This window comes from Pseudoalteromonas lipolytica (assembly GCF_900116435.1).
Classification (GTDB): Bacteria; Pseudomonadota; Gammaproteobacteria; order Enterobacterales; family Alteromonadaceae; genus Pseudoalteromonas; species Pseudoalteromonas lipolytica.
Window position 1 is genome coordinate 123,338 of record NZ_FPAZ01000004.1, and the last position, 13,383, is coordinate 136,720.

At 39.6% G+C, this 13,383-nt stretch carries 10 protein-coding genes; 6 read left to right on the forward strand and 4 right to left on the reverse strand.

The annotated features are described in order from the left end of the window. Positions 1–31: 31 nt before the first annotated feature. The gene (locus tag BM378_RS05010) at positions 32–4,567 is read right to left on the reverse strand and encodes an EAL domain-containing protein (RefSeq protein WP_319633318.1); all 4,536 of its coding nucleotides are present in this window, start codon (positions 4,565–4,567) and stop codon (positions 32–34) included. Positions 4,568–4,737: 170 nt separating this feature from the next. On the opposite strand from BM378_RS05010, the gene BM378_RS05015 reads away from it, so the two are divergent. The 5 genes from BM378_RS05015 to BM378_RS05035 all read left to right on the forward strand — a co-directional run bounded on the left by BM378_RS05015 (position 4,738) and on the right by BM378_RS05035 (position 8,761). Further along, positions 4,738–5,292 (forward strand): hydrolase, encoded by a 555-nt coding sequence (locus BM378_RS05015; RefSeq protein ID WP_065978991.1) that lies wholly within the window; start codon positions 4,738–4,740, stop codon positions 5,290–5,292. Positions 5,293–5,369: 77 nt separating this feature from the next. Next, positions 5,370–6,836, forward strand: a complete 1,467-nt coding sequence (locus tag BM378_RS05020) for a methyl-accepting chemotaxis protein (RefSeq protein ID WP_074988743.1) — start codon at positions 5,370–5,372, stop codon at positions 6,834–6,836. Continuing rightward, complete coding sequence (locus BM378_RS05025; protein ID WP_074988744.1) at positions 6,820–7,356, forward strand: DUF6436 domain-containing protein; 537 nt, start codon at positions 6,820–6,822, stop codon at positions 7,354–7,356. Before BM378_RS05020 ends, BM378_RS05025 begins: the two co-directional genes overlap by 17 nt. A 65-nt stretch (positions 7,357–7,421) precedes the next feature. After that, entirely contained in the window at positions 7,422–8,444 is a 1,023-nt protein-coding gene (locus BM378_RS20530) for a polymorphic toxin-type HINT domain-containing protein (protein ID WP_074988745.1), read from the forward strand. After that, positions 8,441–8,761 (forward strand): hypothetical protein, encoded by a 321-nt coding sequence (locus BM378_RS05035; protein ID WP_074988746.1) that lies wholly within the window; start codon positions 8,441–8,443, stop codon positions 8,759–8,761. Before BM378_RS20530 ends, BM378_RS05035 begins: the two co-directional genes overlap by 4 nt. Positions 8,762–8,907: 146 nt before the next feature. Here BM378_RS05035 and BM378_RS05040 read toward each other — a convergent pair whose 3' ends face one another. The 3 genes from BM378_RS05040 to BM378_RS05060 form a co-directional block, all read right to left on the reverse strand. Further along, positions 8,908–9,174, reverse strand: a complete 267-nt coding sequence (locus tag BM378_RS05040) for a hypothetical protein (RefSeq protein ID WP_074988747.1) — start codon at positions 9,172–9,174, stop codon at positions 8,908–8,910. 20 nt (positions 9,175–9,194) lie between these two features. Then, positions 9,195–9,485, reverse strand: a complete 291-nt coding sequence (locus tag BM378_RS05045) for a hypothetical protein (protein ID WP_227006859.1) — start codon at positions 9,483–9,485, stop codon at positions 9,195–9,197. A gap of 758 nt (positions 9,486–10,243) precedes the next feature. Continuing rightward, on the reverse strand, positions 10,244–12,520 hold the full coding sequence (locus BM378_RS05060) for a CHRD domain-containing protein (protein ID WP_083422872.1): 2,277 nt from the start codon (positions 12,518–12,520) through the stop codon (positions 10,244–10,246). Between the two features lie 459 nt (positions 12,521–12,979). Here BM378_RS05060 and BM378_RS05065 point away from each other — a divergent pair, with 459 nt between their 5' ends. Then, entirely contained in the window at positions 12,980–13,174 is a 195-nt protein-coding gene (locus BM378_RS05065) for a (2Fe-2S)-binding protein (protein ID WP_036972167.1), read from the forward strand. Positions 13,175–13,383: the final 209 nt, after the last annotated feature.

The window sequence follows — 13,383 nt, forward strand, 5'->3', positions numbered from 1 at the left end:
AAAGAGCTCATTTAATCAAGCAAATTGGGTATTACAGTTTGTTTAGGCGTTCGACAATACTTTGAATAGTCTGCTGTGCAATCAGTTCATCGGCTAACATGGGTTTAGCAAAATAATAACCTTGCAGATCATTACAGCCCATATTTCTTAAAAAGTTTATTTGGTCGAGAGTTTCCACCCCTTCAGCAATACAATATAAGCCAAGGTTTGATGAGAGTGCATGAATAGTACGAATGATTGATTCGTTGCTTTTATCTAAGCCAATGTTGCGTACGAAGCTCTGATCTATCTTAATCACATCAATAGGGAACTGGCTTAAGTAAGTCAGTGATGAGTAACCCGTACCAAAATCATCTAAAAGAAGTTTAAACCCGGCATTTTTTAGCATTTTTAATTGTTTTGATGCTTTTTCTTTATCTTCGAGTAGTGTGCTTTCTGTTATTTCAAGTCGTAACTGAACAGGTTTAATTAAATGATTGCTCAGAATCATGAGTAATCGCTCAGTTAAGTTAGACTTTAAAATGTGCATTGGCGATAAGTTCAACGACAAGTAAAAGTGCGGATTTGCGCGAAGTAGTGGCAATAGCTCAGTCAGAGCGCGATCGAGTGCTTGTTCAGTTAATAATTCTATTAAACCAATTTCTTCTGCAATGGGAATAAATTCAGCAGGCGAAACAAACCCTTGCTCGTTTCTCCATCGCATTAATAATTCAGCCCCATGTATTTCTTTCGTTTTCGCATTAACGATAGGCTGATAATTATTAAATAGCTCATCATCTTTAAAGGCATCTTTTAACGCGTTTTCGAGCAACAGTTTTTTTGTCAGCTGATTATTCATTTGCTCGGTAAAGTACTTAAAGTTATTTCTGCCAGATTGTTTCGCATGCATCATTGCTATATCAGAATTACGAATTAAGTCGTCTGCCGTTTTGGCATCAAATGGGTAGAGTGCAACCCCGATACTGGCTGAAATATTAATAGAAAAGTCATCGATAATTACTTTGCTCGCGAGCTCTTCGGTTAGCTTTTTAACCAGTTCACTCAGACTTTGAGGAGAATGCAGATCTTTGACCAACACTAAGAATTCGTCACCACTTTGGCGGCCAATAACAGCGTTTTCAGGCAAAATTAAGCTTACGCGTTGAGTAATATTACACAGTAATTGGTCACCCACAGCGTGACCAAATGAATCATTAACCGGTTTAAACTTATCAAGGTCAATAAACAACAGTGCTGCTAACTTGTTACGTTTTTTAGAGCTGTTTATACAACTATTAATTTTAGAGTGCATTAATGTGCGATTAGGAAGCCCTGTTAAAGGATCGTAATTTGCTAAGTAGCGAAGTTCATCTTCAGCTCGTTTTTGCTCTGTTAAATCTGAAATAACAATAACATAATAGTTAATGCTTTGGCTGTCTTTGGCCACCGCAGTGACACTGATGTGGACTGGATGAGCAGGGCTTTTTAGTGTGCGAATATAGGCTTCTGTTTTCCAGTTTTGTTTAGGTTTAAGTGTTTTTAGTACATTTAAGTATTCGAGATAATGAGATTTGCCAATCGCACCGATAAAGTCTTTAACTGTTAAGTCAGTAATATTTTTAGGTGTTGAAAAGGCTTCGCTAAAGCTCGTATTTGCTGAAAACGGTTTAAGTTGGCTATCTAAAATAAGTAACCAATCGTTAATTTGACTAAAGGCCTCACCTAGCACAGCTGCTTGTTGAGCATTGGCTCTTTGCTCTGTGATATTGGTGTAAATACCTGAAATTTTTAACGGTTTATTATCATCATCTGTTTCAACAACACGGCCAACATCTTGGTACCAAAGCCACTCTCCATTTTTGTGCTTTAATCGGTATGTTACATTCCATTGTTCATTATTTAATTGTTTAGAAAATGATTCCCATTGGCTGATAACTAATCGGCGGTCAAGAGGGTGAATAAGTTGCATGAAATCTGCAATGGGCAGACTGTCTTTAAATTCACTGTAGCCAAGCTCCACTGCACAGCGGCTATTAAAAAAGGTTTGCTCGGCCAAGTTAGCCTCCCATACGCCACTTTTATTACTGCTTAAAGCTAATTCAGTTTGTTGTTGAGACTTTAATACTTCATCGTGCGCTTTACGAATCGCTTTTTGACGGGCTTGATATTGCCAGAAAATAAAAAACAAAATGGCCAGTGTTATCATCGTATAACAGGTATAAGCAAGGGGGGATGACCACGTTGCATAGGCAACTTTAAAGCGTAATTGCCTACTTTCAGAAATAATATTATTAAGGTCAGACGCTGAAGAAACAGATAACGTATAATCGCCAGGAGGTAATTTTGTGAAAAACACTTTGTTTGTTGTTAGTCTGTCGTAATGAAGTGATGTAGGGCCTTCAAGCGTAACTTTGTACACCGTTTTGTCTTTATTTATAGTGTCAAAGTTAGAAAAATTGACCTCTAATCCCATATCATCAGCGGTCAGTTGTAGCGGATCATCGACGTATTTATAGGGATGATAATTTAATTCTCGAGAAAGCAAAGACACATTAGTAATTTCTGTTTTTACATTACCAGGCTCTACAGGTGACGATAAGAAATCTTCAGGAGACACAAGCAGTACACCGCGCGTAGATCCAAAAGCCAACTGGCCATTATGTAATGTTGCATCAGCATCGTAATTAAATTCATTAACGGCAAGGCCATCACGAATAAAGTAGCGGTCGAGTTCTAACGAACTTAAGTCTAAACGGTATAAGCCATTTTGAGAGCTCATCCATAAAAAGCCAAAGCGATCAATTTGCAAGCCAAAAATTGATTTAGCTTTTAAACCTGATTGCGTATTTATGCGGTATTTTACTTCATAGTTTTCGGCATCAAGACCTATCAGCCCTTCATCTGAAGAAGCTAGCCACAGTGTGTTGTTGTAATCAATAATCCAATCAGTGGTAACAAAGAAGGCCGATGGGTTATAGTTTTCGACTTGGTATAGTAATGTCAGCTTTTGTGTTTCTTCGTTATAGCGATAAAGCTTGCCCGACATACTCAATAAGTACTCATTAGGGTGGGTTGGCAATGGCTTTAGAAAACCATTTGCATTAATAATTTCAACTTGTTCTTTTAGGCCTTCTATAACGCGTAGTTCACCCGTTTTACCATCGTATCTATAAAAATCATTATCGTTAATAAATGCGAACTGATCGGGTCCAATCACGTGAAACCCCCAACTTGTATAAGTTGTTAAAATACGTACTGTTTCTTCATCACCTTTTAATGGAACCAGCTTGCCTGTGAGCTTATCGAAAAGGACTAACCCCATGTATCTCATAACCCACAAATAACGTTTTGTATCTTCGATTTCTGCTTCTGCAACGCCAAAAATACCATATTCACCGTGGAATGCTTTTTCGTCGGCACTTGTTAAATATGCTTGAGCTCGTTTGGTTAGTTGGTTGTATTTCATTAGACCATTATCGGTCCCGATCCAAATGGTGTGGTCTTTATCTTGTACAACAGACCATACATTATTGTTAAAGTTATTGGTGTCGTTTTTTAACTCTATATGCTTAAACCGTCTCGCTAGGGTGGACCATGTGAATACCCCTTGTGAGCGAGATGCTAGCCAGAGTAACCCTGTTTTATCAACCATCATGTCAGGGATGGTGTTGTCGGTCATGTTGAATTTACTTTGATCGAAGCGAAGAATATATTCAACTGACAAAGTTTGACGGTTGAATTCATATAACCCTTTTTCTGTAACTATATACTCACCAAAAGAGCTTGCCGAGTAGTCCCAAATATTTAACTCAGGAATTAATAACTTAACGCTACCAAATGCGAACAAACGTTTGTTATCAAAGGGGATTGCATACATGCCCTCAACGGTGCCAACAAGTAACCCTAGTTGCGGATCTACACGCAATAATTTTACGTTTTTGTTGTCATTCGTGACTTTTTGTTTTTCTGTTAATGGAATATTTGAAATATGATCATCGGCTAAGTTTTTAGAAAACAAGCCATTAGATGTACCCATATACAAAAAGTTATCATGTATGATGAGGGCTCGTACAATATGCTCTTCTTTGTTTATAGAAAACTCATGTAAGAACTTTTTTGATTGCTTGTGGTAAGAGTAAACATGCTGAGCAATAGCAAAATAAAAATAACTATCGTCTTCTGTTAAAGCGAGTATAGGTGAGAAAAACGCGTCTTCTGGGTCGAGCTTTCCAGCGTAAATTTTTTCTACCTTGAGTGTTTTAGGATCGATAAAAAAAGCGCCCGAAAACTCGGTACTTACAAATATTCTTCCGTCGCGAGTTTTGGCTAACGTATTTATCTGGCGCTGATCGAGAATGTGTTCTCCTGCAAATGCCGCCATTTGGTAGCCATCATAGCGGTTTAAGCCTTGGTAAGTACCAATCCAAATAAAGCCTAAATCATCTTGAATTACTTTCGTTACACTGCCTTGTGTGAGTCCTTCATCTGTTGAAATACGTTGCATTTGCAGTGCATAGTTTTGTGCATACGCGTTAGGAATAAGCGCTAAAAAAAGATAAATGAAAACAAAATGGAAATGTTTAGGCACTGACTGATTAACCCTAAATTATTATTTGCGCAAAACTTTTAACAAAATATAGCACAATTATGGATGTAATTGAGGCCCCTGAAAAGATAATTTAGTAAATAGTCACACGCGAAACATAAAATGAGTGTATGTGCTATAAATACCTTAGTTAAAGTACGTTAAGGAATGAAATGCGCCATTCGTTTATTTGCCAAAAAAAGCAGGCCATTCTATTAGTTATTGATGAACAAGCAGGGCTTGCTCCTGTCATTACTGACTTTGCCGTTGTTGTTGAAAATACATCAAAGTTATTAAAGACAGCGTCATTATTGGATATACCATTTATATTTACTGAACAAAATCCAATCAAACTAGGGAGAACGAGTCCTGAGTTAAAGTCCTTTATCCGTAGCACGAATATGTATGAAAAAATGCATTTTAGTGCCTGTGTAGAGCCTGGGTTTATTCATATGCTAGCTGAGTATCAAAGACCGCAAATTGTTGTGACTGGGACTGAATCACATGTCTGTGTGTTACAAACAAGTCTTGATTTAATCGCGGCCGGTTATCAGGTGTTTGTTGTTGAAGATGCAATAGCATCGCGTAATAAACAGCATAAAGCATTAGCCATTAAACAATTGAGTGCAGCGGGTGCAATTGTTACCTGTGCTGAAAGCGTGTTATTTCAGTGGTTAGAAAAAGCGGGAACAACGCAGTTTAGAACTGTTTTACAGTTAATTAAGTGAACTATGTTGCAGGTTTCTTCGTAAGACGAAGTCTGCGTTTTATTTAGTGAATTAGTTTAATTTTTAAGGCTTTAGTTATGACCAGTGTTAGTCGCCTTTTTACCTATTTGTTCATCCTATTATTTTTAGAGTCATTAATTTTAGGGGTTGTGTTTTCTACTTTGCTATCTGGTGTGCTCACTGGCCTTATCTTGCTTTCACTGCCTTTATGGATGTTACACAAACACCCCGACAGCGCATTAACAGCGCACATAGTGGCTGCGGGTTGTATGATGTTTTCATTTTTACATATTCAACAAAGCTTTGGTCTCATAGAAGTTCATTTTGAAATTTTTATATTGATGGCTGTTCTTATCATGTTTGTTGAGTGGCGCGTGTTTATAACCGCTTTAGCGTTTGTAGCTGTTCATCATTTGAGCTTTTATTATTTGCAAATAAATGATGCGGGCGTTTATGTATTCGACCCAGACAGGCTGTTTTTTAGCACCGTACTTATCCACGCAGCCTACGCTATTGTTGAAGCAATTGTAGCGGGTTACATAGCCAAAACGTTACAACGAGAACGCAGCGCTGGCTTATCGTTAAGTAACACAACCGAACAAATCATGGCGAACGAAAATAGCATTAACATCGGCTTAAGAGCGGATGAAAGGCACAGTGAAGCTGTGGCAGGTTTTAATAGACTCTTAGGGTTTTTTTCGCGTGTTGTTGGCGATGTTAAAAGCCAAAGTAGTGTATTAAAAGATCAATCTAATCAACTTGTAAAAGTACATGATGAGTTGCATGAGCTTGCAACAAAGCGTGAGCGACTCTCTTTAGATATTGCTGAGTCTGGCGAGCGAGTAGCAGAGGGGTTTTCACAGGTTGAACATGAAAGTACAGAACTGCAAACACAGTTTAAACACTTACATTTAAGTGCAAAAGAAGCGTTAAATGAAGTTGCTAATACCGACAGTAAAACTGCTGAGCTCGCAAATAATTTGCACCAAGCCGATAAAAATATTTCTCAATTAGTCAGTGCTTGTAGCCATATATCTGACTTATTAAATGAGATTTCATCAATAGCAGAGCAGACAAATTTACTGGCACTTAATGCCGCAATTGAAGCTGCGCGGGCAGGTGAACAGGGAAGAGGCTTTGCCGTTGTTGCAGATGAAGTCAGAAATCTTGCCACACGGAGTAAAAATACCACAGATAAAATAACTCAAACTCTAGAAAGCCTGTTGCAAAACAGTGCCTCTTCTACGGATTCAATGCAAGGCAGTGTTGCACTTATAGAACAATTGACCGCAATTAGTTCGCAAATGAAACAACAGATTAGTGTTATGACAGAGCAAGTAAGCTTAGCTGCTACGAGCTCAGAATCAGTTGCTCATGTAGTACAAAGCCAAGCGGCAAACACGCGTGCAATTGCACAAAACTCTCAAACATTGATTGAAAACCAAGCCAATGACAATGAAATGATTGAAAAATTAACTGAGCGCGTACAGTTAATTGACGTGAGTATCGATGTATTGGAGCAAGGTATTGCCAAATTTAAATAATGCCAAGTTAGGGGTTGTAATTGCAGCGATAGGGTGGGTATTCGCGGTGGTATTCGCTTTGTACCTTGCTTATCAGCAACAAACACAGGTTTTTGATCCTGATAACAAAATGGCTCAAACTGATTGGTTGCAATCTTTTCACGCAACGATGGGTATAAAATCAAAGGGTATCGAGTTAACCCATGCCGATACACTCTATATTGTTGATGAGGACAGCTGTGTATGTTCAACCCGTTCACAGCCTCATATTCAGAGCTTGTCAGAATATGCTCTAAATAATGACATTCATGTTGTTAAATTAACGCCTACCCCAGCCCTTGCCAGACTCTTACCAGCACAACCTGCAGCTATCCTAGTATCAAAAGAGCAACAGCTTGTTTACGCCGGCCCATTATCAAAAGGTTTAGCATGCTCAAGCCAAAACGGCTTTGTGGAGCTAGTAATTGCAAACTTACGCGCAGGATTTAATAGTCGTTTTATTAACTCTGATGCCAAAGGCTGTTATTGCCAGATTAGTTGAGATAATGTCCTAGAGTGAGTAATACTAAGACAGTATTGAGCTAATTTATATGCAGGCACGATACTATGCTCAGTTATGGGCGTTTTTATTCGAATGATCCTGTGGGTTGGACTCCATCTAACCCTGTGATGTCATTTAACCGCTATCTATATGTAAATAACAACCCATATAAGTACACTGATCCAAATGGTGAATTCTTAGATGCCATTGTTGATTTAGGCTTCATAGCATATGACCTTTACGACACGGCTACTAATGGTGTTAATGCAACGAACTCAGCATCATTGGGCGCTAATGTTGCCGGATTATTTATTCCGGGAGCTACTGGTCTTGGACTTGCAGCGAGAGCTGGTGATAAAGGTGTAGATGCGGCAAATGCATTACGCAGGACCTGCTGTTTTGTTGCTGGTACTCAGGTTTTAACTGAAGGCGGCTACAAAAATATTGAAGACGTAAAGTTAGGTGAAAAACTATGGGCGAAAAATACTGAAACAGGTGAACAGGACTGGAAGCCTGTAACCAAAATTTTTGTTGAACCAGACCGTGGAATTTTTGAAATCAAATTAGTTGCTGGCGATGGATTTGAACAGAAAATCCAAGCAACAGATGACCACCCTTTCTATGTACTTGGTAAGGGGTGGAAACAAACCATTGAATTAAAAGCCGGTGATAAGATTGAAACTGACGGTAATGGTTCTATGGAAGTTATTAGTGTTATTGATGAGCAGCGCGTTGACCTTACGTACAACTTTACCGTGGCAGATTTTCATACGTACTATGTTACGAAACAGAATGTACTAGTACATAACTGTAATAGTGGATGGACTTCTAAAACAGAAATGGTTGACCCTAAAAATTTAGTGCCAACTCAGTCTAAATCTGAAATGTCCGGTTCCCAAGTTAAAAAACTTACTAAAAACATGGAAAAGAATGGCTTTGTACAGAAAGCTGGAGACGACCCTGTGTCTGCTGTTAAAAATCCAGCCACTGGCAAGCTAGAACTGCAAGATGGTCATCACCGGACGGCAGCAGCAAAAAATGCTAAAGTTGACAAAATACCTGTCGAAGTGTGGGAGAAATCACAATGATAAAAGGAAAATACAAAGCCGCTTTTATCATCTTAAAAGGCGTTGGGCGAGAACTAACAGATGATGGGTGGGAGTTTACAGATAATTCAGGATTTCATCAGGATACATTGACTGATATTAAAGACTTCCTAGGGGATTATGTTAGCGAGCTACCAAATTCTGTTGATAAAAATCAGCTCAAAGTTGAGGTCTTTCAGCTTGATGATGGGTTAATAGAATCGATTTATATAAGAGACTATACCCCCAACATGTCTTACATTGAGAAAATTAAAGGATTGCTAGAAAATAACTCTCAATTAGAGCTTTTTGTACCCTAGTCTTTTTTGAATCCAAAGCCTCGCCCTCAGGTGAGCGGGGCTTTTTTATCCGGCTCTTGTGGCTTGGTGTTTGTTTTCAAAAACAGCAGCTCAATGAAAAAATCCGTTTGGTGCCAAATTGGGGTAGCTGGCTGGAAAAAAATTACTCAGTCTGGATCAATTTTATTCAAAAAATCGTCACCATCAACAAGGTCATTTTCATCTAGATCTTGAAATCGCATCTTGACCAGCGCGAGCTTTTCAATTTCATCAACATCACAGTCAAGGTGATCTTCGCATCGAAAGATAATTTTCTTTCTAATTGCATTGGGACGTTCTGGCGAAGGAGCAACTATCTCAGTTCTGATATCGACATGCTTTTTGTGACAAGCAGAGCATTCTGCATTGTGAAAATCAATTGTTCGGGTTGTCATGATGATATCCTGCTTGATTTTTAATGAAATACACCGCTTGCTGCCAAACTCAATTGGGTGATCTGCTCAGGTGAAAAGCCGTGGCGAAGGAGTTGGAAGTCAATTATTTGCATTTGAGCCTTTTGGCCTTCGCCAATAACTTGATAAAGACTGCCACTAGCGGTTTTTATTAGCTGGTTCTGAGGCGAGATTTCTACTATTTTGGATGTGCTAATATAATCGCCTGTTGCAAATCGGTTGGTCATGTCATCAACATAGGTCCTCCATTGAATTTTCCCGACCAATTCTTCATTAGAACTTTGATGATCCAACGGCAACCGTTGATATAGGGCCTTCAATTGGTGCAGATGAAACTGTTAGCAAATCATTTACACTAACAGACCAATATATTTAAAATGCCACAAGTATAGCGGTAGACAAAGTTAAGAGATTTTTGAGGATTAATAATGGCGCGACATGTTAAATTTAGAGCAATACTGTTAGCTTTAGTTGTTTGTATAATCGGTTTTAACTTCATTCTAATTGGTGGACTTTTTTATCAAAATCTATTTTATTCAATGAGCTTTTTATTTGCATTATTATTAATTGTTCGCACTTCCAACTATGTATGCCCTAATTGTAAGAGAAGTCAGGTAATGAGGTCATTCTTTAGCTATAGGCTGCCAAGCAAAAATTGTTACTCATGCGGACATGACTTAGAAAGCAAAAAACACTAGGTAAATCAAGTGAGATTACTGTTGTAATTTAATCCAAAGCCCCGCGAGTGAAGTGACCCTCAATAATTATACAAGCCAATTACTGGGGGTCTTTTTATGTTTAGATCTAGTACAGAATTAAAATTTTAGTCTTTAACAAAATTTGGGCTCGATTGAACCCACCTTAACCATCTTGCACCTCTGGCCTATGCTGAGTGGCAAAGCATTAAATCTGGAGGAGTTCCACAAGATTCTGCACTTAGCGGTAGTGACTCTTCTCTGATTAGAATCCTTTCTCTAAATTCCTTAGCACTTTCTAAAAGAAAGGCCAAGCTATGCTTGGCCTTAATAGTAAGCAATGTAAAGGTAAAGTCTTATTGAATTTGACCTCTTAACTCACCGCTTGGGTTTGCGGGAGTATGCACATTTACATAGTGACCACCCATGGCGAGTACTGAGAAAATATCAGCATTTATCATCGTGCCAGTGCTGGTCATCCAACGGTTCATATCGCTTTCATCTTGCTCTAGGGCAACAAGAACAGGGCCATTTTCACCTGCAACCCCTGTATGGATATGCGCGGCTGAGGCATCGCTCACACCGGAGGTTAAAACTTGCAGTTCAACGCTGTAATCAGTGGTGTTGACTAATGCATAGCCATCACCAAATGCGTCAGTCGTGACCGCTGGGACTTCTTGGGCTCCACTCAATGGGAAGGTAACAAATACATAGTTATCCGTTAAAATTTGACCACGCAGTTCACCGCTTGGGTGTGCTGGGGTATGAATATTAACGTAATGACCGCCCGACGCGAGAATTGAGAATATATCTGCATTAATCATGGTGTTTTCAGGTGTTTCCCACAGGTTAACGTTATCTGCAGATTGCGCCAGTGCTGCAAGCACCTCACCATTCATGCCAATACGGCCTGTATGAATATGGGCTGCTGTGGCATCGCTCACGCCTTGGGTGAATGCTCGTAGCTCAAGGTGATAGTTATCCATATTGACAAGAGCATAACCGCTGCCCGATGCTGTAGTATCAACAGCTGGCACTTCTTGCATACCGCTTAAAGGAAAGGTCACAAGTTGGTAATTATCGGTTAGGATTTGTCCTCTAATTTCGCCACTTGCATTTGCTGGTGTATGAACATTGACATAGTGACCACCAGACGCAAGCACTGCGAATATATCAGCGTTAATCTGGGTGTTTTCAGGTGTCATCCATTTACTTGAATCGGTTGGTGATTGTTCAAGTGCAACAAGTACTTCGCCGTTTGTACCAATTCGGCCTGTATGAATGTGAGCACCAGTCGCGTCATCAACACCGGTCGTGTTAACACGCAGCTCTAGATTATAATCATTCATGTTGACGAGTGCATACGCTTCGCCGCTGGCATCGCTGTCAACCGCTGGTACTTCTTGAGCACCATTTAATTTAAAGCTGGTAAATGCATAGTTACTAGTAAGAATTTGACCACGCAATTCGCCACCTGTGTTTGTTGGTGTGTGAACATTCACATAATGGCCGCCTGATGCTAGTACGGTAAAAATATCAGCGTTGATCATGGTGTTGCTGGGTGTCATCCATACATTTGGATCATCCATTGATTGTTCTAACGCGACTAACACATCGCCATTTTCACCAATTCGACCAGTGTGAATATGCGCTGCGCTTGCGTCATCTAAACCAGAAGTTACCACCGTGAGTTCCACACTGTAGTCAGTGGTGTCGACGAGGGCATAGCCATCACCTTCTGCTGTGGTGGTCACCATTGGGACTTCTTGAGAGCCGCTTAAATCAAAGGTAGCAACAGCGTAGTTATCTGTTAGTATTTGCCCACGAATTTCACCGCCTGCAAATTCAGGTGTGTGTACATTGACATAATGCCCACCATCAAGCAGGACTGCTAACGTGTCACTGTCGATAGTGGTACCTTCTGGTACAACCCAATCAGTCATCACTTCATCGTCTTGTTCTAATGTGACAAACACATCACCATTAGAGCCTAACTTACCAGTGTGAATATGAGCTGCTGTGGCGTCGTCTACACCCATGGTGACTGCTCGCAAGCGTAACTCTGTGCTTGCACTGTCGTACGAGGCGTATCCGTACCCCATGGCATCAGTGTCATTCATAGGTACTTGTTGGCTGCCGTTTAAGGCGAAAGTAATGATACTTGTTGTATCAGGAACGATTTGGGCGCGTAACTCGCCATTTGCAAATTCTTCGGTGTGAACATTGATATACCAATCACCATCCATTAAATCGGCTATTAAAGCTTCGTCGAGGTCAGTAATAGCAACCTCGTACATGCCCTCACTTGTGGATTCAAAAGTGAATGCAACGTCGCCATTAGCACCTAAATCACCGTCATGAATATGAGCAGCACTAAACCCTTCGACTGCACTCGCATCAAGAGTTGCGCGGAACTGCATTAAGCTTTCATCTAGCTCTACGGTTGCTGTTGCTGTCTGCATAGAGGCATTCATAGGAACTTCTTGTTTACCGCTCAGCGTCACGGAATACGTTTTACTGGGGCTAAATTCCTGAACAGGAGGGGGAGTGATAATTTCTACGTTGTTGTCGTCGTCATCATCGCTGCATGCGCTGATGAACAATATACTGCTTAATAAGAGTAAATATCTCATCGTTGTTCCTTATATATTTTTTTATGTTCGGACGTTACGACGTGTCCATTTCAATTAGGAATACGGCGAGTAAATATAGAAGGATCAAAATAGTACAATAAAGTAAAAATAATAATGCTTTTTACTTAATTTTCATCAATGTCACACACTCACTTTATGAACGACATGCTGGCTTATCTCGGCGGATATAAAATTGTTTGCGTTAATGAACATATTGCAGGCATTGGCTGATGAGCGGTACATAAATAATCATCGCCACAACGAACAAAAAAGATAAAAATTTTCACTGTTCAAAGTTGCAGCTAACCTAGTAAAACATAAAGGGAAAATGGCAGCTGCATTTATTTCAATGTGGCTATGGCTAAAATTACAGCAAATATTGCTCATAATACTATTGCGAACTATTACCGTTTAGATTAATATGCATTTATTAAATGTAATTGAGAGTGGTTTGCATTCATGTATATTTGTTTATGCCATGGTGTAACGGATAAAAAAATCGAACAAACGATTGATAACGGCGCAATGACAATGCGTGAGCTATCAAAAGAGTTGCAGGTAGGTAGCCAGTGCGGCAAGTGCTGTGGTTGCTGTAAAAAAATCCTTAATCGTAAACTTATCGAAATCGCTGACATTACAGAGCAAGTCGCTTAATGAACTTGCTCTTCATTTAATTACTTCTTTTCTTTGCTCCTTACCCCTTGATTCCAGTTTTTATTTGCTTTTAAGCCTTTCATTTATTACGTTATATCTAAGTGTTATGTGTGTATCGTACGTGTTATTTGTTCGGTTTGGCGGATAAACCCGATGCGTGCAGCGTTAAAAGTTGCTGCTTGTAGCTGTACGGGAATATGCAATTGCAC

Bases quoted from the DNA above. Each gene is read 5' to 3' on its own strand.
- BM378_RS05040 (WP_074988747.1), bottom strand. From the start codon at position 9,174: ATGACAACCCGAACAATTGATTTTCACAATGCAGAATGCTCTGCTTGT.
- BM378_RS05065 (WP_036972167.1), top strand. From the start codon at position 12,980: ATGTATATTTGTTTATGCCATGGTGTAACGGATAAAAAAATCGAACAA.
- BM378_RS20530 (WP_074988745.1), top strand. From the start codon at position 7,422: ATGCTCAGTTATGGGCGTTTTTATTCGAATGATCCTGTGGGTTGGACT.
- BM378_RS05015 (WP_065978991.1), top strand. From the start codon at position 4,738: ATGCGCCATTCGTTTATTTGCCAAAAAAAGCAGGCCATTCTATTAGTT.
- BM378_RS05035 (WP_074988746.1), top strand. From the start codon at position 8,441: ATGATAAAAGGAAAATACAAAGCCGCTTTTATCATCTTAAAAGGCGTT.
- BM378_RS05060 (WP_083422872.1), bottom strand. From the start codon at position 12,520: ATGAGATATTTACTCTTATTAAGCAGTATATTGTTCATCAGCGCATGC.
- BM378_RS05020 (WP_074988743.1), top strand. From the start codon at position 5,370: ATGACCAGTGTTAGTCGCCTTTTTACCTATTTGTTCATCCTATTATTT.